Below are 23,859 nucleotides of genomic sequence, written 5' to 3' on the forward strand. Positions count from 1 at the left end.
TGTGGGAGCGGGCTTGCTCGCGAATGCGGTGATTCGGTGCCTGATGCATTAGCTGACACTTCGCATTCGCGAGCAAGCCCGCTCCCACAGGGATTCAGGGTTGCCCTTGAATCAGGAAGGGAACAGCTCGCTCAGCTTCATCGCCAGCATCATGTCGCCTTCGGTGCGCAGCTTGCCGCCCATGAAGGCCTGCATGCCGTCGGTGGAACCGTCGACGATGCCTTCCAGGGTTTCGCTGTCCATCACCAGGGTGACCTGAGCGTCAGGGTTTTCGCCTTCTTTGAGTTCGCAGGTCTTGTCCTTGACTACCAGCGAGAAATTCTTGGTGTCGTCGATACGGAAACCGAATACCAGGTCCAAGCCTTCGGCAGCGCTTGGGTTGAATTTGGCTTTCATTGCTTCTACTGCTTTAGCTACGTCAGTCATGGTTTCGATCCTTAAGGGTAGAGTCCAGTGACCTTGGGGTCACGGTTGGCCGCAGTTCATCGGAAAGTGATGAGCTGCGGCGCCTTCAACAGTTGCAAGTGGGCGTGACTGTTGAAGGAAGCCAGTGCCACCTCGCGACCACGGAACTTGAGTTGGTTGAGCGAGGTGTTAACAATTTGCCAGTTCATGTCGAAGGCCTGGGCGGCAGGCATTCGGGTAATCAGGTGGAGCATGGCGGTGATGGTGCCGCCGGAGGTGAATACGGCGATTTTGTCGGTGTGGTTCGCGGCGTCAAGAATGCGCTGCAAGCCCCCCTGGACCCGCTCGACAAACCCCAGCCAGCTTTCCAGCCCCGGCGGATCATAGGTGCCGGCCAGCCAGCGTTCGATGATCAGGGCGAAAATGCGCTGGAACTCGCTGCGGTTCTGCGGGCCATTGCGCAGGATGTGCACGGCATCCGGTTCACTGCTGAGCAGGTCGGGCAACAGGCCGCGAATAATCGCTTCGCCGTCGAACTCGTTGAACGCGCTGTCTGTTTCCAGCGCCGGCACCGGCAAGCCCAGGGCGCTGTACTGATCGAACGTGGCGCTGGCGGTGTGCTGCTGGCGACGCAGGTCGCCGGCGATGCAGCGGTCAAATGCAATGCCCAGGTCTGCCAGGTGGCGACCGAGCACTTGCGCTTGTTCCACGCCAACGGGCGAGAGGACGTCATAGTCGTCTGCACCAAAGGAGGCCTGGCCATGTCGAATCAGATAAATGCTGCCCACGTCCGTTTTCCCGGTACGTTGAAAGTCTGGCGAGGTTATGAGGATGCCTGCGAGCTGTCAATGAAAAAACATACGCTTGTTTTAAAAGCGCGTTGGAGCCCACCTGCTGGCGGTTTGATCACTGGCTCCTGCGCGGTAGCGTCGGTATGCTGGGGCCATCCGCGCCTGGCGCAGTGTATTTTTTAAGGAGACCTATGGATTTTTTGGCCGAATACGCGAGCTTTCTGGCGAAGACCGTCACCCTGGTGGTCGCTATTCTGGTAGTACTGATCAGCTTTGCAGCCCTGCGCAGCAAAGGTCGTCGTAAATCCGCCGGCCAATTGCAGGTCAGCAAGCTGAATGATTTTTACAAGGGATTGCGCGAGCGCCTGGAGTCGAGCCTGCTCGACAAGGACCAGCTCAAGGCCCTGCGCAAGTCCGAAAGCAAAGCCGAAAAGAAGAAAGACAAGAAGAAGCCCGAGGCCAAGCCACGGGTATTCGTGCTGGATTTCGACGGTGACATCAAGGCTTCGGCTACCGAAAGCCTGCGCCATGAAATTACCGCGCTGCTGAGCCTGGCCACGCCCAAGGATGAAGTGGTGCTGCGCCTGGAAAGCGGCGGCGGCATGGTGCACAGCTATGGTTTGGCCTCTTCGCAACTGGCGCGCATCCGCCAGGCGGGCGTGCCATTGACGGTGTGCATCGACAAAGTGGCGGCCAGCGGCGGCTACATGATGGCGTGCATTGGCGAGAAGATCATCAGCGCACCGTTCGCCATTCTCGGCTCCATTGGCGTGGTGGCGCAGTTGCCCAACGTCAATCGCCTGCTGAAAAAACACGACATCGATTTTGAAGTGCTGACCGCCGGTGAGTACAAGCGCACCCTCACAGTGTTTGGCGAAAACACCGAGAAGGGCCGGGAGAAGTTCCAGGAAGACTTGGACATCACCCACCAGCTGTTCAAGAACTTCGTTTCGCGTTACCGCCCACAGTTGGCGATTGACGAGGTGGCGACCGGTGAAGTGTGGCTGGGCGTCGCTGCGCTCGATAAACAGCTGGTCGATGAGCTGCAAACCAGCGATGAATACCTGGCCACCAAGGCCAAGACCGCCGAAGTGTTCCACCTGCGCTATGCCGAGCGTAAGAGCCTGCAAGAACGCGTGGGCCTGGCGGCCAGCGGCTCGGTGGACCGGGTGCTGTTGACTTGGTGGAGCCGCTTGACCCAGCAGCGGTTCTGGTAAGCCGTAATACCCTGTAGGAGCGAGCTTGCTCGCGAAAAAATCACAGGCGCCGCGTTCATTCATCAAGCGCGCGTTATCGTTGACGTTTTTCGCGAGCAAGCTCGCTCCTACAGGTGAGATCAGATAAGGCGAGGTTGGATAGAGTCCGCCAACTGCGTAAGGATCAGGCAGCACGACACCGCCCCCGCATCCAGCACCCCCAGCGAACGCTCTCCCAAACGACTGGCCCGGCCAATCTTGGCCACCAGGTCCTTGGTCGAATCCCGCCCCTGAGAAGCAGCGCTTTTCATCGCGTCGAGCGCATCGTTGAACGAAGCCCCCGATGCCTGCGCCCGTTCAAAAGCTTCCACCGCCGGGATCAACGTATCCATCAAGCACTTGTCGCCCACCCCCGCTTCGGTGATGTCCTGCAACGAGGTCAAGCCGCCGCGTAGCAGGTGGGCAAAGGTGGCGGCGTCGATGTCGTCACTGCCGCGCACTTCGTCGGCCATGCCGATAAACAGGCTGCCATACAGCGGCCCCATGGAGCCGCCGATGCCTTCCATCAGGCTCAGGGTCAGTTCGTCCAGGGCTTCGGCCAGGGTCAGTTGGCGGCCTTCGATCGTGCGGCCGCAATGGGCAAAACCCTTGGCCATGTTGATGCCATGGTCGCCGTCGCCTATGGCGCCGTCGACTTCGCTGAGGTACTCACGGTTGGCCACGATGACGCTGACCAGGTCGGCGACGAGGGCGCTGCCGTCATGGGTGGAAAAATGCTGGCTCATGGTTCACTCCGCCTGGGTCATGCCGATGGAGCGGCAGGGTTGGTCGATCAAGGTTTTCAGCTCAGCGTCGAGGCCTAGCAGGGTCAAGGTCACGCCCATCATTTCCAGGGACGTGAAGTAGTTGCCCACGTAGCAACGGTGAATCTTCAAGCCTTTGGCCTTGAGCTGCTTTTCGACCTCGGCGTAGAAAATATACAACTCCATCACCGGCGTGGCGCCAAGGCCAGAGACCAGCACCACCACGCTGTCGTCCTGGCTGAAATCGCGGTCGGCGAGGATCGGCGCCAGCATGCGCTCGGCCATGGCGGCAGCCGGTTCAATCGGGATGACTTCGATACCCGGTTCGCCATGATGGCCGATGCCCAATTCCATCTGGCCGTCGGGAATCTGGAAGTTCGGCTTGCCCACCGCCGCGATGGTGCACGGTGTAAGGCCGATACCAATCGAGCGGCAGCGGTCGACGGTTTTCTGCGCCACCCGAATCACGCCGTCCAGGTCGTAATGCTGGGCGGCGGCGGCACCGCCGATCTTCCACATGAAGATCTCCCCGGCCACGCCGCGACGCTTGGCGATCTCGGCCTTGGGCGCGGACGCCACGTCGTCGTTGGCGACCACCGTGCGGATGCGCATGTCTTTGCTGGCGGCCATTTTCATCGCCAGCTTCACGTTCATATTGTCGCCCGCGTAGTTGCCATACAGGCAGGCAACGCCTGCGCCATGGTCGGCGGCGCGGAAGGCGTCGAAAAAGCTTTTGGCGGTGGGCGAGGAAAAAATCTCGCCGACGGCCACTGCATCCACCAGCCCCGGGCCTACATAACCGAGGAACGCCGGCTCATGCCCGGAGCCGCCGCCAGTGACAATGCCGACGCGGCCCTGGGCGGACGGCCTGGCCTTGACGATGACCCGTGGGTTGCTCTCGTACTGACGCAGTTCGGGGTGCGCGACCAGGATGCCGCGCAGCATGTCTTCGACCACTTGGTCGGGATCGTTGATGACTCGATTCATAACGCGGGTTCCTGTTGTTTTTATTAACTGTAGGAGCGAGCTTGCTCGCGAAAAACGCCAACGATGACGCGGGCTGTCTGATTCAGCGTGGCGGCCTTGAGTTCTTCGCGAGCAAGCTCGCTCCTACAGTAAAAGCGGTTGAGTAAACTTTCAGGGTTCGAGCACAACCTTCAGCGATTTATCGCCGCGCTCCATCACCGCAAACGCTTCCTTGAAATCCGCCAGCGCAAACTTGTGGGTCACCACGTCGCGCATGTCGATCTTGCGGTTGCCGATAAAGTCGATGGCCCTGGGGTACATATACGGTCCCAGGTGCGAGCCGAGAATATCCAGTTCCTTGCGGTCGCCGATGATCGACCAATCTACGGTGGCCTCGTCATTGAACACGCTGAATTCCACAAAGCGTCCCAGCTTGCGCAGCATCGCCAGGCCCTGGTTCACCGCCTTGTGGTGCCCGGTGGCCTCGATATAGATGTCGCAACCGTAGCCATCGGTGATCTCACGGATTTTCGCCAGCACATCGACCTCGGCCGGGTTCCACACTTCGTCGGCGCCCATCCGCAGGGCGAGGGCGGCACGTTCGGGTTTCATGTCCAGCACGATGAGCTTTTTGGGGTTGCGCAACCGCACCGCGCCAATGATGCCCAGGCCCAGGGTGCCGGCACCGGCGACCACCACGATGTCGTCATGGTCGACGTTGGCACGTTCCGCCGCGTGCAACGAACAGGCCAGCGGCTCGATAAGGATCGCTTCATCGGGGGCGATGGATTCCGGCACTTTGTGGATGATGCCTTCCTTGGTGAAGATCATGTACTGGGCCATGGCGCCCTGCACATTGTTCTGGAAGCCATACAGGTCGTGCTTCTGGCACATCCAGTACTGGCCGTGGTTGCAGAAGCGGCAGCCCCAGCACGGCACGATCTGCTCGGAGATCACCCGGTCACCCACGGCCACGCCGCGCTTCTCGGCGCCTGGGCCAAGGGCGACCACGCGGCACACGAACTCATGGCCGGGGATCATCGGTGGCTTCACGTAGCGCGGTTGCTCGGCGTCGCCCCAGAACGACGGCGCGCCGCGATAGGTCTTGATATCGCCCATGCAAATGCCGCACAGCTCGACCTTGGTGAGGATCTCATCGGGGCCGGGGGTGGGCACGTCGACGGTTTCCAGGCGGTAGTCTTCCGGGCCGTGGCAGACCACGGCTTGCATGGTTTTCGGGATGCTTGGGGCGAGTTGTTCAGGTGTGCGTTCGGTGACGGTGGACATGACAAAACCTCACGACATAACGATGAATTACTGAATGCTGTAGCCGCCGTCGATCACCATGTTGGCACCGGTGATCATCTGCGCAGCATCGCTGAGCAGGTACAGCGCCAGCCCGGCGATTTCTTCCGGCTGGGCGAAGCGGCCCGCCGGAATCTGCAATTTGGCCCGTTCACCCACGTCGCCGGCCCAGGCCTTCTTGCCCAAAGCGGTTTCGACGATGGTCGGGGAGATGGCATTGACGTTCACCTGCGGCGCCCACTCCATGGCCAACACCTTGGTCATGCCGACGATCGCGGCTTTGCTGGCGCAGTAGGCGACGTGACGGTCCAGGCCAATCACGGCGGCCTGGGACGCCAGGTTGACGATGCGGCCGCTGCCTTGGGCGAGCATATGCCTGGCGCAGGCCTGGGCCACGAAGAAACTGGCCTTGAGGTTGATGTCCAGGGTGGTGTCCCAGGCGCTTTCAGTCACCTCAATGGCTTTGTCCAGCAGCACCACACCCGCACTGTTGATCAGGTAATCCAGGCGTTGGAAGTGGGCGAATACGCGGTCGATGGTGGGTTGTATCTGGCCGATCTGGCCAAGGTCGACGGCAATACCCAGGTGCCCGGCACCCAGGCCTGCGGCCACCTCGACCACGGCCGGGTCGCGGTCCAGCAGCGCCACTCGGGCGCCGCGTTCCGCCAGCAAGGTGGCGCAGGCCAGGCCAATGCCGGCGGCGCCACCGGTGATCACCGCGCAACGGCCGCTGAGGTCGAAGGCTTGGTTCCAGAAACCAGACATGAATGACTCCCCGTACAGATCAAAAGGTAGAACTCGGTCCAATGTGGGAGCTGGCTTGCCTGCGATTGCATCGACCCGGTCTACCTGATGCCCCGAGGTGCCTGCATCGCAGGCAAGCCAGCTCCCACAGTGGACGGTGTTTCAAGCCACTGGCTACTTACCGCCGCTGACTTGCTTGTACAGCGCATCCGCATTGGCATTGGTCACCGGCACCCAAGGCAGGATGTAGTTCTTGGCCGTGCCGTCGGCCCATTTCACATCCTTGCCATAGCGCTCCCAAATCACCGACTGCGGCTTGTAGTCCTCGCCGGCCAGGGCCCGCAACGCCACGTCCAGCGCGCCTTGAGACTGGGCCTGGGCGTCCTGCAGGAAGGTGGTGACTTCGTCCTTTTTCGCCGCCTGGATCGCATCCGGCATGCCGTCGATGGAGGTGACGGGCACGTCCTTGGAGGTGAGGCCATGGGACTTCAGCGCCTGCACGGCGCCCAGGGCCATGTCGTCGTTCTGGGCGATCACACCGTTAATGCCCTTGGGGTGGGCATTGAGCCAGTCTTCGGTGAGGGTCATGGCCTGGGCGCGGTCCCAGTTGGCGGTTTTCTTTTCGATGATCTTGATGTCCGGGTGTTTGCCCAGCACTTGCAGCTCGCCTTTTTCCCGGTCGATCTGCGCCGACTGGCCAATCGGGCCCTGGATGATCACCACGTTGCCCTTGCCATTGAGCTTGTCGACCATGGCCTGGGCCTGCAGGCGGCCGCCTTCCACGTCGTCGTTACCCACATACGGCACGCTGGCATCGGCTACTTTCGTATTGGAGGCGATGACCACCACGTCGTTGCTCATGGCGGCCTTGACGGTGCCGACGCCGGCCTTGGTATCAATCGGCACGAACAGGATCGCGTCGTAGCGTTGGGTCACCATGTTTTCGATCTGGTTGTTCTGGGTCAGGGCGTCGTAGTTGCCGTCGAACACGGTCAATTGCACGGTGCCATCCTTGACGGCTGGATGTTCCTTGAGCTCGCGGACCCAGTTCTGCATGAACTGGCCCTTGAGGCCATAGACGGCCGCGCCGATCTTGTAGGTCTTGCCATCGGCGGCCAGGGCGATACTGCTGGCGAGCAGGGAGAGGGCCGCCGCGGCGGCCAGGGTGGTACCCAGTTTCATAAGTAGAACTCCGGTTATTGTTATGGGTCGTTCTTCAGCGTTTCTTCTTGCGCCACACGTCGATCAGGACTGCGAACACGATGATCAGGCCCTTGGCGACCTGCTGGTAATAGGAGGACACGCCGAGCAGGTTCAGGCCGTTGTTGATCACGCCGATCAACAGTGCCCCGAACAAGGTGCCGACAATGCTGCCGGTACCGCCAGACAAACTGGTGCCGCCGATCACCACTGCGGCAATCGCGTCCAGCTCATAGGAAACCCCGGCCTGGGGCAGGGCAGAGGTGGTGCGTGCCGACAGCACCACGCCGGCCAACCCGGCGAGCAGGCCGGAGACCACGTAGACCGAGAACATCACTTTGCGCACACCGATGCCGGAGGTGCGTGCGCTTTTTTCGTTGCCGCCCACCGCGTACACGTAGCGGCCGTAGGTGGTGTAGCGCAGCACCATCCAGAAGATCAGCGCGACCACGGCGAAGATGATGATCGGCACGCCCACCGGGCCGACCTTGCCGATGCCCAGGGCCAGGTAGGTGTCGGGCAGGTCGGTGATCGGGCTGCCGTCGTTGAGAATAAAGGTCATGCCCCGGGCGATGCTGAGCATGCCGAGGGTGGCCACGAACGGCGGGATCGACAGGTTGGCGATCATAAAACCATTGACCACGCCGAGCATTGCGCCGGCAAACATCCCCGCGCTGACCGCCGCCAACAGGCCGTAACCCTGGGTGGCGACCATGGCGCTGCACAAGCCGGCGAACGCCAGGATCGACCCCACCGACAGGTCGATGCCCTTGGTCAGGATCACGTAGGTCATGCCCACGGCGAGAATGCCGTTGATGGAGGTCTGGCGCAGGATGTCCATCCAGTTGCGCCAAGTCATGAAGTATTCACTGGAAAACGCCATCACCACGCACAGCAGGATAAACACCAGCGGCAGGCCAAAGCGGTCGAGGGACAGGCGCAGGCGGTTGCGCGGCGCGGCGGTAACGGGGGCGACGATGGTTTTGGCATTCATGAGGCAAGACTCAACAAGGCTTCCTGGGAAAGGGCGGTGTCGGTGCTGATGGTGACCAGCCGGCCGCCTTTGAAGACGGCGATGCGATCGCTCAAGTGCAGCAGTTCCGGAGCTTCCGACGACACCACAATGGCTGCGCCGCCGGCGCGCACGAACTGGTCGAGCAGGTGGTAGATCTCCTGTTTGGCGCCTTCGTCGATGCCGCGGGTGGGTTCATCGCAGAGCAGGCACACCGGCTCCGTGGACAGGCATTTGGCGAGCACCACCTTTTGCTGGTTGCCGCCGCTCATGGACGCCACCGGCAGCTCCAAGGAGCTGGTCTTGATCTGCAGGCGCTTGACCATGTCTTCGGCCAGTTGCGCTTCCTTGCGTGCGTTGATCAGCGACCAGCTCGACAAGCGCTTATAGGCCGACAGTGCAATGTTGGACAGGATGCTGCCGGTCAGCACCAGGCCGCTGTCCTTGCGGTCTTCGGTGACCAGCGACATGCCGGCGTCGATGGTTGCCTTGGGCTGCCCGATGGGCATGGGCTTGCCTTGCAAGGTAACGCTGCCGGAGTCCGCCACGGTCAGGCCGTAGATGCAATTGAGGAATTCACTGCGCCCGGAACCCATCAGCCCATAAATGCCGAGGATCTCGCCACGGCGCAGGTGCAGGCTGATGTCGTGGAACTCGCCGGTGCGGCTCAGGTTGTCGACTTGCAGGCAGGTGCTGGCCGCACATTCGCGCCCCACCTTGTGGTCGATGCGCGTCAGTTCCTGGCCGACAATGCCGCGCACCAGGTGGTCGCGGTCGATATCGGCCATGCGCCCGCTTTCGACAAAGGCGCCATCACGGAAGATGCTGTAGTCATCGGCGATCTGCGCCAGTTCGCTCAGTCGATGGGACACGTACACGATACCGGCACCCCGTGCGGTAAGGCGGCGAATGGCCTTGAACAGGGTTTCGGCCTCGCGCTCGCCGATGGCCGAGGTGGGCTCGTCCATGATCATCACCTGGCAGTCATGGCTGAACGCCTTGGCGATTTCCACCAGTTGCATCTGCGCAACGCTCAAGCGGTGCATGGGGCTGGTGGCGTCGACGTCGAACTCCAGGCTTTCGAGCAGTTCGCGGGTGCGGCGGTTGAGGGCCTTGCTGTCGACGATGCAACCGGCGCGGCGTGGTTCGCGGCCCAGCCAGATGTTTTCGGCGACGGTCATGTAGGGGATGGGTTCGAGCTCTTGGGTGATCATCGCGATCCCTGCGGCCAGGGCTTCACTTGGGCGATTGAACTGCACTGGTGCGCCGTTGAGCAGAATGCTGCCAGCGTCACGCTGGGTGATGCCCATCAGGATGCTCAGGAAAGTCGACTTGCCAGCACCGTTGCCGCCGCACAGGGCGTGGACGCTGCCAGCGCGCAGAGCAAGGCGCCCGTCACGCAGGGCAGGCACCCCGGCATAAGCCTTGGCGACGTGTTCAGCCTGGAGCAGTAATGGCGTGGCCATCGGCGTGTCCTCGTGCTGTGAATTCTTATTAGGTCGCACAGTCATGTTTCGCTGTGATCATATGTGTATCAAATGAAATTCTGATCAGTCAATCTCTTTCACTTAAAAGGTGTGATTCTCATCTGTGATGGGGTTATGGCCTTTATATGGGGCATTGACTGGCGAGTCAGTTAAATCTCGCTTGACAGTAAGGGGTGAATGCTTGCGAAATGCGTGAGAGATATTTCACTAAGTGATCATTTGATCAGTGGAGTTTGGCACCATGAACACACCTTTCCCGGTGGCTATCGGATGTGATGAAGCGGGTTTTGAGCTCAAAGAGCTGTTGAAGCGCCATATCGAGGGGTTGGGGTACCCGGTGACCGACTTCGGTACGCATTCCACGGCGCCGGTGCTGTACCCGGACATCGCCTTGGCTGTGGCCACCGCCATCAATGCCGGGCAGCAGCGCCTCGGCGTGCTGGTGTGCGGCACCGGGATTGGTATGGCCATCTCGGCCAACAAGGTGCTGGGCATCCGTGCGGCCCAGGCCCATGACACCTATTCGGCGGAGCGGGCGCGCAAGAGCAACGATGCGCAGATCCTCTCCATCGGTGCGCGGGTTATCGGTGCGGAGTTGGCCAAAAGCATCGTCAGCGCGTTTTTGGCCTCGGAGTTCGAAGCGGCGCGGTCCGGGGCCAAGGTCGAGCGCATCAATGCGATCGAGCGCGATGGGCATCAGTAGTGGACGGCGCGGGGCAAGAGTCGGGAGAATGCGCCTTTGACGCCGAAACGGAAGCCCGTCCCCATGAGTGACAGTACCCAGCGCATGGCCAGTGATATCGATCAGATGACCGAAGTGGCGATGCTCTATTACCTTGAGAACGTCACTCAGGAGGCCATCGCCAAGCGCTTTGACCTGTCGCGGGCCAAAGTCAGCCGCCTGCTCAAGCGTGCGCGCGATGAAGGGATTGTCGAGGTGCGCGTATTGCAGCACCCGGCGATGAATAACGAGTTGGAGCGGGCGCTGGTGGAGCGCTTCAAGCTTGACCGCGCCTTGATCGCCGTCGACCACAGCGACCCCGACACCCAGCGCTCGGCGGTCGCCAGCCTGGTGGCCAACTACCTCAACAAAACCCTGGGCGACGGCATGATCGTGGCCGTGGGCATGGGCCGTAACGTCGGCGCGGTGGCCGATAACGTGTTTCTGCCGGTGACCCGCAACTGCACCTTTGTGTGTGCCATCGGCGGTTCGCTCAAGGCCGGCGAGTACATGAACCCTGACCACATCTGCCGACGCCTGGCCCTGCGCTTTGGTGGCGAGAGTGAAAGCCTCTACGCCCCGGCGCTGGTGGCCAACCCCGAGCTGCGCGGGGTGCTGATCAACAACGATACGGTGCGTTCGACCCTTGACCGCGCCCGCCGTGCCGATATTGCCCTGATCGGCATCGGCGACATGAGCGAGAACAGCAACATGGTGCGCATGGGCTGGTTCTCGCCCCAGGAAATCGCCCAGGCGCGCCTGTCTGGCACCGTGGGCGACATGATGGGCTATGACTTTATTGACATACACGGCCAGCCGGCGGTCAACGCCATTCAAGGGCGCGTGATCGGGTTGACGGTGCAGGAGCTGTTTCGCATCCCGGATGTGGTGGCGATTGCCAGTGAGAACACCAAGGCGGCGGCGACCCTGGGGGCGTTGCGCTCGGGGGTGATCAATACGCTGGCGACCACCGTCACCAATGCCCACACCATCCTGGCGCTGGACGATGCCACTCGCAAAACCTGATGAGTCGTCTATCTGGCAGGCGGGCAGGCTTTTTGTGGGAGCTGGCTTGCCTGCGATTGCATCGACCCGGTCTACCTGATGCACCGAGGTGCCCGCATCGCAGGCAAGCCAGCTCCCACAAGAGTTGCTGAGCTTCTGATAGCGGTTTACAGGTTTTGTAATAGTTTTGCGCTGTGGGAAATTTGTATTTCGAATGTAGGATTCAAGTCCTTTTGTCATTTCAGGACTTGCATGAACACCCTCTCGGAGCCTCCCAGTCGTCTTTCCCCAAGACCACCGCTGTCGCTGTTTCCGCTCAAGCACCCCGTATTCCGTCAACTAATCTTGTCCCGGTCTTATCACCGCACTTTGCCGTGCCTGGCGTTCTGAACACTTTAAAGACAGAGATTCTATAAATGGAATGGTTAGCGGATCCCACGGCCTGGCTTGGCCTTGCGACCTTGATTGTGCTGGAACTGGTGCTGGGTATCGACAACCTGGTGTTTATCGCGATTCTGGCGGACAAGTTGCCACCGGAGCAGCGTGACCGTGCGCGCTTGATCGGCTTGTCCCTGGCGTTGTTGATGCGCCTGGGCCTGTTGGCGAGTATTTCCTGGTTGGTGACCCTGACCCAGCCGCTGTTTGAGGTGTTCGACAAGAGCTTCTCGGGCCGTGACCTGATTATGCTGTTCGGCGGTATATTCCTGTTGTTCAAGGCCACCATGGAATTGCATGAGCGCCTTGAGGGCCATGTGGCGCAGCACAAGGGCAATGTGGCTTACGCGATGTTCTGGCCGATCGTCGCGCAGATCGTGGTGCTGGATGCGGTGTTCTCCCTCGACGCGGTGATTACCGCCGTGGGCATGGTCGACGAGCTGGCGGTGATGATGATCGCGGTGATCGTGTCCATCGGCCTGATGATCGTGGCGAGCAAGCCGCTGACCCGTTTCGTCAATGCGCACCCGACCGTGATTATGCTGTGCCTGGGCTTCTTGATGATGATCGGCTTTGCCCTGACCGCCGAAGGCCTGGGCTTCCATATTCCCAAGGGCTACCTGTACGCGGCCATTGGTTTCTCGATTCTGATCGAGGTGTTCAACCAGATCGCCCGCGCCCGTCGCAAGAAATCGGCCCAGGGTGTGTTGCCAGTGCGTGAGCGTACCGCCCATGCGGTGATGCGCTTGTTGGGTGGCCGCAGCCTGGCGGTGGAAGAGGTGGGTGAAGAAGTGGCTGACCTGCTGGGCGAGCCGGATGCTGCCCAGGGCCCGCTGTTTGACCGACGTGAGCGGGTGATGATCAGCGGCGTGCTGCAACTGGCCGAGCGGCCGATTCGCACCCTGATGACCCCAAGGGCCAAGGTTGACTGCATCGACCTGGCGGACGACCCCGAGGCTACCCGACTGAAACTGATGCACTCGTCCTACTCGCGCCTGCCGTTGATCCGTAACGGTGCGGTGGATGAACCCCTGGGCTTTGTGCACAAGAAAGAATTGCTCAAGGAATACCTGGCCGGCAACGAGCCGAACCTGGAACACCTGGCGCGTCGGGCGATCAACCTGCTGGAGAGTTTTTCGATCCTCAATGCCTTGGAGCAGATGCGCCAGGAGTCCACCCACATCGCCTTCGTGATCAACGAATTCGGCGACTTCATGGGGGTGTTGAGCATGACGGACATTCTGGAATCCATCGCCGGTGAATTGCCCGATGCCAGCGAAATCGAAGGGCCTGACATTATCGAGGACGGCGATGGTTTCCGTGCCAATGGCGCCTTGAACCTCAACCTGGTGCGTCAGCGTACGGGCTTCAAGGCGATGGCGACCGAGGATTATCAGACCTTGGCGGGTTTGGTGATGAGCCTGCTCGATCGCCTGCCAGTGGTGGGCGATAGCCTGGAGCATGAGGGCTGGCGTTTGACGGTGGCTGAAGTGGAGGAGCGTCGAGTGACACAAGTGCACTTGCGCCCTTGCTCAGGTCATAACGGTTGAAGATGTCTTTCACGCACTGCTCTTGTTCTTCCAGTGCGCCGAAGCCTTTGAATTTTTCTACCAGGGCGCCCTTCAGGTAGATCAGCAGCGTTGGGGTGCCTGTTACGTCAGGGTGCCTCGGCGTATGGGCGCAGTCGAGTATCAGGCTGACGACCCACGGATGCTTCGACGCGGTCTGTTGGAATACATGACATGCCTGCGCGCAAGCGGGGCATTGCTCTGAAAAAAACAGAATAAACACTGGGCGTGGCGTGTTCAGCACCCATCCAAACTCTGTGGCGCTGGAAATTCTGCGCGTGGCGACTCCCATGTCGATCCCCCTGCCTGCCGTGTTGGTTTTTGCCCACGCTAGGCCAGTGGGTCGTCACCGTCTACTGTCAACCTTCACAGGTGCGCGTCACTTCGAGGCGACCCGCCTGAGGGCGTCGTAACACCGTTGTGGGGCGTTGCGTAGCACAGCCATACGGCGACGGCGCAACGCTGCTTACAGCCCCAATCACTATCTCCCTGATCCCTAACGCATTTCTTGCCCCCATAGGTTTCCTCCGGCGTCTGTGGCACACTTTCTGCTGTCTATTCCGTTGTTACATACCAAGTTCCGGTATAGCGGAATACACAATCCCTGGAGTGCTTGTCATGCATCACCGACCTTCCGTATTCAAAGCGTGTGTTTTTCTTGTCGCTGCATCGGCTTCCTTCGCCAGCGGGGTGCAGGCGGCCGACAGCAAGCTTGATGATGTGCTCAAGCGCGGGCACTTGATCGTGGGTACAGGCAGTACCAATGCGCCGTGGCACTTCCAGGGAGCGGATGGCAAGTTGCAGGGGTTTGATATCGACATCGGCCGCATCGTGGCCAAAGGCTTGTTCAATGACCCGAGCAAGGTGGAGTTTGTGGTGCAGTCGTCCGATGCACGTATTCCCAACCTGCTCACCGACAAGGTCGACATGAGCTGCCAGTTCATCACTGTTACCGCAAGCCGTGCGCAGCAGGTGGCCTTTACCTTGCCGTACTACCGTGAAGGTGTCGGCCTGCTGCTGCCCAACAACAGCAAGTACAAGGAAATCGAAGACCTGCAGGCGGCAGGCGATGACGTTACCGTGGCCGTGCTGCAGAACGTGTATGCCGAAGAGCTGGTGCACCAGGCGCTGCCCAAGGCCAAGGTCGATCAGTACGACAGCGTTGACCTGATGTACCAGGCCGTGAACTCAGGCCGCGCCGATGCCGCCGCCACCGACCAGTCCTCGGTCAAATACCTGATGGTGCAGAACCCCGGTCGTTATCGCAGCCCCACTTATGCCTGGAGCCCGCAAACCTACGCCTGCGCGGTCAAGCGCGGCGACCAGGACTGGCTGAACTTCGTCAACACCGCGCTGCACGAAGCCATGACCGGTGTGGAATTCCCCGCCTACAAAGCCTCGTTCAAGCAGTGGTTCGGCGTGGACCTGCCAGAACCGGCGATTGGTTTTCCCGTGGAATTCAAGTGACCCGCAACAACAGGGGCGTGCCTGAACACGCCCCATACAGGTACTGCTGACCATGAACTATCAGTTGAACTTTGCCGCCGTCTGGCGTGATTTCGACACCTTGCTCGCGGGGCTCGGCCTGGGTTTGCAGTTGGCGTTGCTGTCGATCGCCATCGGCTGCGTGATTGGCCTGTTGATGGCGTTTGCCATGCTCTCCAGGCACCGCGCGTTGCGTATTTTTGCCTCGGTGTACGTGACGGTGGTGCGCAATACCCCGATCCTGGTGTTGATCCTGTTGATCTACTTTGCGTTGCCCTCCTTGGGCATTCGTCTGGATAAGATCCCCTCGTTCATCATCACCTTGTCACTGTATGCCGGTGCCTATCTCACCGAAGTGTTCCGCGCAGGCCTGGTGAATATTCCCAAGGGCTTGCGTGAAGCCGGCCTGGCCATCGGCCTGGGCGAGTGGCGGATCCGCGCTTACATCACCGTGCCGGTGATGCTGCGCAACGTGTTGCCGGCACTCTCGAATAATTTCATCTCGCTGTTCAAGGACACCTCTCTGGCCGCCGCGATTGCGGTGCCGGAGCTGACCTACTACGCCCGCAAGATCAACGTCGAAAGCTACCGGGTGATTGAAACCTGGCTGGTCACGACCGCGCTCTATGTGGCTGCCTGTTACCTGATTGCCATGCTGCTCCGTTACCTGGAACAGCGTTTGGCGATCCGTCGCTGAGGAAGGGTCCCCATGTACGAATCCCCCAGTTGGCTGCATGAATTGTGGATCGCGCGCGAAACGCTTTGGGCCGGCTTCCAGGCCAGTGTGGCGGTCTCGGCGCTGGCGATTATCTTTGGCACCCTGATCGGCATCGTCGCCGGGTTGATCCTGACCTACGGTAAATTCTGGATGCGTGCGCCGTTCCGTCTGTACGTCGATTTGATCCGTGGCACACCGGTGTTTGTGCTGGTGTTGGCGTGTTTCTACATGCTGCCGGCCCTTGGCTGGAACATCACCGCGTTTCAGGCCGGGGCCGTCGGGCTCACCTTGTTCTGTGGCTCCCATGTATCGGAAATCGTGCGCGGTGCGCTGCAAGCCATTCCCCGTGGGCAATTGGAAGCGGGTAAGGCGATTGGCCTGACGTTCTATCAGTCCCTGGGCTATGTGCTGTTGCCCCAGGCGCTGCGGCAGATCTTGCCGACCTGGGTCAACTCCTCCACGGAGATCGTCAAGGCTTCCACCTTGCTGTCGGTGATCGGCGTGGCGGAATTGCTGCTCAGCACCCAGCAGGTGATCGCGCGCACCTTCATGACGTTGGAGTTCTACCTGTTCGCCGGGTTTCTGTTCTTTGTTATCAACTACGCCATCGAATTATTCGGGCGCTACATTGAAAAGCGGGTGGCCTTGCCATGAACCAAGCTCAAACCAACCCAGCGCTGCTGGACATTCGTGGCCTGCGTAAACAATACGGCCAGGTGGAAGTGCTCAAGGGCGTTGACCTGTCCATGCAGCGCGGCAATGTGGTGACGTTGATCGGCTCCAGCGGCTCGGGCAAGACCACCTTGCTGCGCTGTGTGAACCTGCTGGAAGAGTTCCAGGGCGGGCAGATCACCCTGGACGGCGAGTCCATCGGCTACAGCGATGTTGGCGGCAAGCGTGTACGCCACCCGGAGCGCGTGATCGCCCAGCACCGCGCAATGACCGGCATGGCGTTCCAGCAATTCAACCTGTTCCCGCACCTGACCGCGCTGCAGAACGTCACCCTCGGCTTGCTCAAGGTCAAGAAGATGGGCAAGGATGAAGCGGTAGCGCTGGCCGAAAAATGGCTGGACCGCGTCGGCCTGCTGGAGCGCCGCAACCACTTTCCCGGCCAACTGTCCGGCGGCCAGCAACAGCGAGTGGCCATTGCCCGGGCCATTGCCATGAACCCCAGCCTGATGCTGTTCGACGAAGTCACCTCGGCCCTCGACCCGGAGTTGGTGGGCGAAGTGCTCAGCGTGATCAAGGGGCTGGCGGAGGAGGGCATGACCATGTTGCTGGTCACCCACGAGATGCGCTTTGCCTATGAGGTTTCAGACCAGATCGTGTTTATGAACCAGGGCCGCATTGAAGAGCAGGGCAGTGCGAAGGACATCTTCGAACGGCCGCAGTCGCCGCGACTGGCGGAATTTCTCAAGAACATTCGTTTTTAACAAGGAGCAACTTTTATGAGCATTACTCGTTACGGCACCGGCAGCACCGCAGGTGGCGGCCAGCCACGTCCATTCGCCCGCGCCGTGGAAGCCGATGGCTGGCTGTACGTGTCGGGCCAGGTGCCGGCGGTGGACGGCGAAATCATCAGTGGCGGCATCATCGAGCAAACTCGCCAGACGATGCGCAACGTGGTGGCGATCCTCGAAGAAGCCGGCTACGAGCTCAAGGATGTGGTGCGGGTGGGCGTATGGTTGGAAGACCCACGGGACTTCTGGAGTTTCAACAAGGTGTTCGGCGAATACTTCACCCCGGAACACGCCCCGGCGCGCGCCTGTGTGCAGGCCAACATGATGGTCGATTGCAAGGTCGAGATCGATTGCGTGGCCTACAAGAAAAAGGGCTGAATATTTAAACCCTGTAGGAGCGAGCTTGCTCGCGAAGATCGTCAACGATAACGCGGGTATTGTTTGTGAACGCGTTGCCCTGGAGTTTTTCGCGAGCAAGCTCGCTCCTACAGAAGAATTCATACCACTGGGGACCGAGTCCACCATGACCGAAGACACCATCAAACGCCGCGCCAAAGGCCTGGACCGTGCGTTCGATATCCTCGATTTTCTCAAGGAAATCGGCCAGCCCCTGCGCCCGAATGATATCGCCAGTGGCATCGGCAGCCCCAAATCCACGGTCTACGAACTGGTGGCGTCGTTGCTGGAGCGGCGCATCCTGGAGACTGTGGGCAAGGACGGCCACGTGTACCTGGGCCGGCAGCTGTATTTCCTCGGCCAGGCACACCTGCGCCACTTCGATCTGACCCGTGAGGCCGACCACGCCTTGCAGGAGATCGTCAGCCAGACCCACGAAACCGCGCAGATGTGCCTGCTCAACGGGCGCAAATACACGGTGGCGCTGATGCGCGAGGGCCAGCGGCATTTCCGTATTTCTTCGGATATCGGCGAAAACGCGCCCATTCCGTGGACCGCCTCGGGGCGCTTGTTGCTGGGGCATTTGAGCGACCAGCAGATCGTCGACCTGATCGACCCCGACGATTTCATCCTGCCGGACGGCCTGCGCCTGCCGCTGGACACTTTCCTGGCGCAGATCCGCCAGGCCAGCCTGGAGGGGTTCTTCTCCTTCGACAGTGTGGCCGACACCTTCACCCATTGTTTTGCCGCCCCGGTGCGTGATGCCCAGGGCATCAGCATCGCGACCCTGTGCATCGTCGCCCCCCGGGCCGATGCCAGCAAAAACTACCACGACTATCGCCGGGTACTGATCGACAGCGCCAACAGCCTGGCCCGACGCATCAACGAATAGGAGTTTTCCATGTCTGCCCTCAATGCCGTTGAAAAAGGTGCCGCCGCCGTCGGTGCCCATATGGTTCGGGATGTCAGCCTGCCGGCCCTGGTGCTGCACCGTGATGCCCTGGAACATAACATCCGCTGGATGCAGGACTTTGTCCGCAGCAGCGGCGCCGAGCTGGCGCCCCACGGCAAGACCAGCATGATGCCCGCGTTGTTCCAACGCCAGATCGAGGCCGGTGCCTGGGGCATCACCTTGGCCACCGCCGTGCAGACCCGCGCCGCCTACGCCAGCGGCGTGCGTCGTGTGCTGATGGCCAACCAACTGGTGGGCGCGGCGAACATGGCCTTGATCGCCGACCTGCTGGCCGATAAGGATTTTGACTTCCATTGCATGGTCGATCACCCGGACAACGTCGCCGACCTGGGCCTGTTCTTCGCCGCCCGTGGCCAGCGCCTCAACGTGATGATCGAGTACGGCGTGGTCGGTGGCCGCTGCGGTTGTCGCAGCGAGCAAGAGGTGCGTGAGCTGGCCAAGGCGATCCAGGCTCAGCCGGCATTGGCCCTCACTGGTATCGAAGGTTACGAAGGCGTGATCCACGGCGAGCATGCCGTCAGTGGCATTCGCGACTTTGCCGCCAGCCTGGTGAGCCTGGCGGTCGAGCTGCAAGACAGCGGCCTGTTCGACCTGCCCAAGCCGATCATCACCGCATCGGGTTCGGCCTGGTACGACCTGATCGCCGAGTCGTTCGAAACGCAGAACGCCGCCGGCCGCTTCCTCAGCGTGTTACGCCCTGGTAGTTACGTGGCCCACGACCATGGCATCTACAAAGAAGCGCAGTGCTGCGTACTCGAACGCCGCAGCGACCTCAACGAGGGCCTGCGCCCGGCAATGGAAGTCTGGGCACACGTGCAGTCGCTGCCGGAGCCTGGTTTTGCGGTGATCGCCCTGGGCAAGCGCGACGTGGCCTACGACGCCGGTTTGCCGGTTCCGCTCAAGCGCTACAGGGCCGGGATCGTGCCTGCGCAAGGTGATGATGTGAGCGGGTGCAAGGTCACGGCGGTAATGGACCAACATGCGTTCATGACGGTGGCGCCGGGGGTTGAATTGCGCATTGGCGATATCCTTTCATTTGGTACGTCCCACCCTTGCCTGACGTTTGATAAATGGCAGGTGGGGTGCCTGGTGGATGAGCAGTTGCAGGTGGTTGAGTCTCTGCGTACCTGCTTCTAGACCGCGTCGCGGCTATCGCAGGCAAGCCAGCTCCCACATTCGACTGCATTCCTCCAGTTGGAATAGGGTCAAGTGTGGAGCCGGGCTTGCCCGCGATGGGGCCCTCCAGCACACCTGAGAACTCTGCCATGAACACCCACCCCCACATCGCCCTCATCGGCGAATGCATGATCGAACTGCAACACCGCGCCGACGGCAGCCTGCACCAGAGCTTCGGCGGCGACACCCTGAACGCGGCGGTGTACCTGCGCCGCGAGCTGGGCGAGGTCGGCAGCGTTGACTACGTGACTGCCCTGGGCGATGACAGTTTCAGCGATGCCATGTGTGAGCATTGGCACGACGAAGGCCTTGGCCTGGGGATGGTCCAGCGCCTGCCAGGGCGCTTGCCGGGCTTGTATTGCATCCAGACTGACGCCCAGGGCGAACGTAAATTCCTCTACTGGCGCAACGAAGCGGCCGTGCGCGACTGCTTTACCACACCGGCCGCCGAGCCGGTCCTTGCGGCCTTGCCGGGCTATGACGTGGTGTATCTCAGCGGCATTACCCTGGCGGTGCTGGGAGATATCGGACGTGAGCGCTTACTGCAGGCGCTGATCGAAGCCCGCCGGCGTGGCGCCAAGGTGGTGTTCGATAACAACTACCGGCCACGGCTGTGGGCCGATGTGCAAACGGCCCGTGAGGCGTATCGCAGGGTGTTGGCCGAGGTGGACATTGCCTTGCTCACCGAGGATGACGAACTCGCGTTGTTTGGCTATGAGAATAGCGAGCAGGTGTTTGCGGCGTACCCGTCGATTGCAGAAGTGGTGCTCAAGCGGGGAGCGGACGCCTGCCTGGTTCGTTGCGCGGGGGAGCGCTTTGCGGTGCCGGCGTTGAAGGTGGAGAAAGTGGTGGACACCACGGCGGCGGGAGATTCGTTTAGTGCGGCGTATTTGGCCTGCCGGCTCAAGGGTGGCTCGCCGCAAGAGGCTGCATTGGCGGGGCATCGGTTGGCGAGCCGGGTGATTCAGGTGCCGGGGGCTTTAATACCGAGATGAATGGCCGCCTGCGGCGGATCGCGGGCAAGCCCGGCTCCCACATTTGTGTGGGTGTGCACTGCTAAATGTGGGAGCTGGCTTGCCTGCGATAGCGGACTGAAGCCATCCACTCAATCCCGGTAAAACACCTGCACCAAGTGATACCCAAACTTGCTCTTGATCGGCCCGTGCACCACCTTCACCGGTTTCTTGAAGATCACCGCATCAATGGCCCCCACCATCTGCCCGGGCCGCACTTCGCCCAGGTCACCACCGCGTTTGCCCGACGGGCAGGTGGAGTACTTCTTGGCCAGCACATCAAAGGCTTCGCCCTTGGCAATGCGCTGCTTGAGTTGTTCGGCTTCTTCGCTGGTTTTCACCAGGATATGACGGGCTTGGGCTTTCATGGGGCTCTACCAGCTGTGCGACGGCGCGCGATTATGCCTGAACTCAGGCCTCGACGCCGATCATGCTACGGATTTTGTTGGCCAACAGGTCAATGGAGAAAGGCTTGGCGACCATGTCCATACCGTCCTCCAGGAACCCCTGGCGCTCGGCGGCTTTCTCGGCATAACCGGTCATGAACAGCACACGCAGGCCTGGACGATGCTGGCGGGCGATTTCTGCCAGTTGCCGGCCGTTCATGCCGGGCAGGCCAACGTCGGTCACCAGCAAGTCCACACGCAAATCCGACTCCAGCAACGGCAGCGCCGCACGCGCATCCGCCGCCTGGTGCGCGGTGTAGCCCAATTCGTCGAGTACATTGACCACCAGCATACGCACCGCCGGGTCGTCCTCGACCACCACCACCGCTTCACCGGCCAGGGCCACGGGGGCTTCGGTCAAGCTGGTGGGCAGGCTGCTTTCCAGCGCCGTGCCATACAAGCGCGGCAGGTACAGGCGCACGCAGGTGCCCTGGCCTGGTTCGCTCTGGATGGTCACATGGCCGCCGGATTGCTGGGCAAAGCCGTAGATCATCGACAAGCCAAGGCCCGTGCCTTGGCCGATGGGCTTGGTGGTGAAGAACGGGTCGAACGCCTTGGCGAGGATTTTCGGCGCCATGCCGCTGCCGTTATCGCTCACGCCGAGCATCACATAGTCGCCGGCCTTGACCGGTTCCAGGGTGGTGATGTCGGTGCCGTCCAGGTAGCTGTTGGCGGTTTCGATCAGCAACTCACCGCCGTCGGGCATGGCGTCGCGGGCGTTGATCACCAGGTTGAGCAGGGCGTTTTCCAATTGGCTGGCGTCAGTGTTCACCGGCCAGATGTCCTTGCCCAGTTGTACCTTGAGTTCGATATGCGCGCCCTTGGTGCGCCGGAACAGGTCTTCCAGGGACGCCACCAGTTGGTTGGGGTCGGTGGGGCGACGGTCCAGCGACTGGCGCCGCGAGAACGCCAGCAGCCGGTGGGTAAGGGCGGCCGCACGGTGCGCGGAAGACACGGCGGCATCGGCAAAGCGGCCGATATCGTCGCTGCGCCCGGCGGCAATGTAACGCTGCATCAGGTCCAGGCTGCCAATGATGCCGGTGAGCATGTTGTTGAAGTCATGGGCGATACCGCCGGTGAGCTGGCCGACCGCTTCCATCTTCTGCGCATGGCGCAGGGCATCTTCTGCACGTTCGCGCTCGAACATCTCGTTCTGCAGGCGCTGGTTGGCCTCGGCCAGCGCCTGGGTGCGCTGGGCCACGCGTTCTTCAAGGTTCTCGTTGAGGTGGCGCAGGGCCTCTTCGGTGAGCTTGCGTTCGGTCTCGTCGATCACAAAGATGTAGAAACCATTCACCGAGCCATCATTGCTAAAACGCGGCAGGTACTTCATCAACGCATGGCGCGGGCGGCCATCGCGATGAGGCGTCACCGTCATGAAGCTGCACGCCTTGCCCTTGAGCGCGGCGGCGATCTTGTCTGCGCGCCCGGCATACACCTCGTCGCCGAGCACTTCGCGGATGGTCTTGCCGTACAGTTCCTGGGGCGTCTTGCCGTACCACTCCAGGTAGGCGCTGTTGTTGAGGCGAAAGCGCTGGTCATGGTCAACGTAGCCGATCAACACCGGCATGGCGTTGATGATCAGTTGCAGCTCGGTCTGGCTCTGGCGCAAGGCCTGCTCGGTGTTTTTGCGCTCGGTGAGGTCCAGTGCGGCGCCGAGGAACCGCGCCGGCCGGCCGTGCTGATCCTTGTAGCAGCGGCCACGGGCGAACACCCAGCGCACCTGGCCGTCGGCTTGCTGCAGGCGGTATTCCTCGGCGTATTCGGTGCCGTAGGTGATGCAATGCTTGATGCTGCGCGTCACCGTGCCCCGGTCTTCGGGGTGCACGCCGTGCAGGTAGGCACTGATGGGCAGCAGGCTTGAATCGTTGGGGTCGACGCCATGCAGGTAGGCGAAATGGGCGTCGGCAATGAAACGATCTTCACCGATATCCCAGTCCCAGGTGCCCACCGCGTCGGTGGCCGCCAATGCGAGTTGCAGGCGTTGCTCGGTGTTGTGCTGGGCCTTGAGGCTTTCTTCGGAACGCTGTTGCAGTTCGAGGGTTTTACTGCGCCGCTCATTGGTTTCAATGGCCGTGACCAGGATGCCGGCCACCTGGCAGCTTTCATCGCGCACCGGGCTGTAGGTCAGGTCCAGCCAGATTTCGGTGTCGCGGCCCTGGCGGTGCAGCACAAAGCGTTGCTCGCTGAAGGTGCGCACCTGGCCGCCGAGCACGGCGTCGTAGACCGGCGCGGCGAAGCTTTCAAGCTCCGGCCAAGTGTGGTGCGCCGGCTGGCCCAGGGCGCCGGGGTGCTTGCTGCCAATCAGGTGGGCAAAGCCATCGTTATAGAGTTGCGTTAGCTGCGGGCCCCACAGCAGCACCATCGGCATGGGTGAATGCACGACGATATCGACGGCAGTGCGCAGGCTTTGCGGCCACTCACTGGCCTCACCGAGGGGGCTTTGCGCCCAGTCCAGCCGCTTGATCAACGCAGCGGCTTCGCTACCGGTGGATGTTCCATTCATAAAAAGCCCTGAGCATGACGCTTTGAAAAAATGACAACACCCATTGTCCCA

23 protein-coding genes and 1 pseudogene are annotated in these 23,859 nt (G+C 61.2%); 12 read left to right on the forward strand and 12 right to left on the reverse strand.

Annotated elements, in window-relative coordinates:
• Positions 1-111: 111 nt before the first annotated feature.
• Positions 112-426 (reverse strand): SCP2 sterol-binding domain-containing protein, encoded by a 315-nt coding sequence (locus tag HU731_RS00270; protein WP_014718185.1) that lies wholly within the window; start codon positions 424-426, stop codon positions 112-114.
• A gap of 56 nt (positions 427-482) precedes the next feature.
• On the reverse strand, positions 483-1,193 hold the full coding sequence (locus HU731_RS00275; RefSeq protein WP_186606547.1) for a histidine phosphatase family protein: 711 nt from the start codon (positions 1,191-1,193) through the stop codon (positions 483-485).
• 194 nt (positions 1,194-1,387) lie between these two features.
• Here HU731_RS00275 and sohB point away from each other — a divergent pair, with 194 nt between their 5' ends.
• Positions 1,388-2,413 (forward strand): protease SohB, encoded by a 1,026-nt coding sequence (gene sohB / locus HU731_RS00280; protein ID WP_186606548.1) that lies wholly within the window; start codon positions 1,388-1,390, stop codon positions 2,411-2,413.
• 119 nt (positions 2,414-2,532) lie between these two features.
• Here sohB and dhaL read toward each other — a convergent pair whose 3' ends face one another.
• From dhaL to HU731_RS00315, 7 genes are all read right to left on the reverse strand, one after another.
• Positions 2,533-3,177, reverse strand: a complete 645-nt coding sequence (gene dhaL / locus HU731_RS00285) for a dihydroxyacetone kinase subunit DhaL (RefSeq protein WP_186606549.1) — start codon at positions 3,175-3,177, stop codon at positions 2,533-2,535.
• Positions 3,178-3,180: 3 nt separating this feature from the next.
• Complete coding sequence (locus HU731_RS00290; RefSeq protein ID WP_186606550.1) at positions 3,181-4,182, reverse strand: dihydroxyacetone kinase subunit DhaK; 1,002 nt, start codon at positions 4,180-4,182, stop codon at positions 3,181-3,183.
• Positions 4,183-4,332: 150 nt separating this feature from the next.
• Positions 4,333-5,448 (reverse strand): MDR/zinc-dependent alcohol dehydrogenase-like family protein, encoded by a 1,116-nt coding sequence (locus tag HU731_RS00295; RefSeq protein ID WP_032876099.1) that lies wholly within the window; start codon positions 5,446-5,448, stop codon positions 4,333-4,335.
• Positions 5,449-5,475: 27 nt separating this feature from the next.
• Positions 5,476-6,231, reverse strand: coding sequence for an SDR family oxidoreductase (locus tag HU731_RS00300; protein ID WP_186606551.1), 756 nt, complete (start codon positions 6,229-6,231; stop codon positions 5,476-5,478).
• Between the two features lie 153 nt (positions 6,232-6,384).
• Positions 6,385-7,392: a substrate-binding domain-containing protein gene (locus tag HU731_RS00305; protein WP_186606552.1), complete on the reverse strand. Its 1,008-nt coding sequence runs from the start codon at positions 7,390-7,392 to the stop codon at positions 6,385-6,387.
• A 34-nt stretch (positions 7,393-7,426) separates the two neighbouring features.
• A complete protein-coding gene (locus tag HU731_RS00310) occupies positions 7,427-8,404 on the reverse strand; it encodes an ABC transporter permease (RefSeq protein ID WP_003191840.1) in 978 nt (325 codons plus the stop codon).
• The gene (locus tag HU731_RS00315; RefSeq protein WP_186606553.1) at positions 8,401-9,888 is read right to left on the reverse strand and encodes a sugar ABC transporter ATP-binding protein; all 1,488 of its coding nucleotides are present in this window, start codon (positions 9,886-9,888) and stop codon (positions 8,401-8,403) included. Before HU731_RS00315 ends, HU731_RS00310 begins: the two co-directional genes overlap by 4 nt.
• Positions 9,889-10,150: 262 nt before the next feature.
• On the opposite strand from HU731_RS00315, the gene rpiB reads away from it, so the two are divergent.
• From rpiB to HU731_RS00330, 3 genes are all read left to right on the forward strand, one after another.
• Complete coding sequence (gene rpiB, locus HU731_RS00320) at positions 10,151-10,612, forward strand: ribose 5-phosphate isomerase B (protein ID WP_032896873.1); 462 nt, start codon at positions 10,151-10,153, stop codon at positions 10,610-10,612.
• Between the two features lie 63 nt (positions 10,613-10,675).
• Positions 10,676-11,656, forward strand: coding sequence for a sugar-binding transcriptional regulator (locus HU731_RS00325; RefSeq protein WP_003191835.1), 981 nt, complete (start codon positions 10,676-10,678; stop codon positions 11,654-11,656).
• Positions 11,657-12,051: 395 nt separating this feature from the next.
• A complete protein-coding gene (locus HU731_RS00330) occupies positions 12,052-13,620 on the forward strand; it encodes a TerC family protein (protein ID WP_186606554.1) in 1,569 nt (522 codons plus the stop codon).
• 88 nt (positions 13,621-13,708) lie between these two features.
• Here HU731_RS00330 and HU731_RS00335 read toward each other — a convergent pair.
• A pseudogene (locus tag HU731_RS00335) lies at positions 13,709-13,930 on the reverse strand (thioredoxin family protein); the annotation flags it as partial.
• Between the two features lie 326 nt (positions 13,931-14,256).
• On the opposite strand from HU731_RS00335, the gene HU731_RS00340 reads away from it, so the two are divergent.
• The 8 genes from HU731_RS00340 to HU731_RS00375 all read left to right on the forward strand — a co-directional run bounded on the left by HU731_RS00340 (position 14,257) and on the right by HU731_RS00375 (position 20,841).
• On the forward strand, positions 14,257-15,105 hold the full coding sequence (locus HU731_RS00340; protein ID WP_186606555.1) for a transporter substrate-binding protein: 849 nt from the start codon (positions 14,257-14,259) through the stop codon (positions 15,103-15,105).
• A 52-nt stretch (positions 15,106-15,157) separates the two neighbouring features.
• Positions 15,158-15,820 carry an amino acid ABC transporter permease gene (locus HU731_RS00345; RefSeq protein WP_003191828.1) on the forward strand — a complete coding sequence of 221 codons (663 nt, stop codon included), beginning with the start codon at positions 15,158-15,160 and terminating at the stop codon, positions 15,818-15,820.
• 12 nt (positions 15,821-15,832) lie between these two features.
• Positions 15,833-16,495, forward strand: a complete 663-nt coding sequence (locus HU731_RS00350; RefSeq protein WP_073525247.1) for an amino acid ABC transporter permease — start codon at positions 15,833-15,835, stop codon at positions 16,493-16,495.
• Positions 16,492-17,274: an amino acid ABC transporter ATP-binding protein gene (locus HU731_RS00355; protein WP_020301585.1), complete on the forward strand. Its 783-nt coding sequence runs from the start codon at positions 16,492-16,494 to the stop codon at positions 17,272-17,274. The genes HU731_RS00350 and HU731_RS00355 overlap by 4 nt, the downstream gene beginning before the upstream one ends.
• Positions 17,275-17,289: 15 nt before the next feature.
• Entirely contained in the window at positions 17,290-17,679 is a 390-nt protein-coding gene (locus tag HU731_RS00360) for a RidA family protein (RefSeq protein ID WP_034119946.1), read from the forward strand.
• Between the two features lie 145 nt (positions 17,680-17,824).
• Positions 17,825-18,589 carry an IclR family transcriptional regulator gene (locus HU731_RS00365; RefSeq protein WP_032896883.1) on the forward strand — a complete coding sequence of 255 codons (765 nt, stop codon included), beginning with the start codon at positions 17,825-17,827 and terminating at the stop codon, positions 18,587-18,589.
• 9 nt (positions 18,590-18,598) lie between these two features.
• Complete coding sequence (locus HU731_RS00370; protein ID WP_186606556.1) at positions 18,599-19,807, forward strand: amino acid deaminase; 1,209 nt, start codon at positions 18,599-18,601, stop codon at positions 19,805-19,807.
• Positions 19,808-19,935: 128 nt separating this feature from the next.
• The gene (locus HU731_RS00375; protein WP_186606557.1) at positions 19,936-20,841 is read left to right on the forward strand and encodes a sugar kinase; all 906 of its coding nucleotides are present in this window, start codon (positions 19,936-19,938) and stop codon (positions 20,839-20,841) included.
• A gap of 110 nt (positions 20,842-20,951) precedes the next feature.
• On the opposite strand, the gene HU731_RS00380 is transcribed toward HU731_RS00375, so the two are convergent.
• Entirely contained in the window at positions 20,952-21,227 is a 276-nt protein-coding gene (locus HU731_RS00380) for a peptidylprolyl isomerase (protein ID WP_003174397.1), read from the reverse strand.
• A 43-nt stretch (positions 21,228-21,270) separates the two neighbouring features.
• Positions 21,271-23,808: a PAS domain-containing hybrid sensor histidine kinase/response regulator gene (locus HU731_RS00385; RefSeq protein WP_186606558.1), complete on the reverse strand. Its 2,538-nt coding sequence runs from the start codon at positions 23,806-23,808 to the stop codon at positions 21,271-21,273.
• Between the last annotated feature and the right edge of the window lie 51 nt (positions 23,809-23,859).

Source organism: Pseudomonas salmasensis (assembly GCF_014268375.2).
GTDB lineage: Bacteria > Pseudomonadota > Gammaproteobacteria > Pseudomonadales > Pseudomonadaceae > Aquipseudomonas > Aquipseudomonas salmasensis.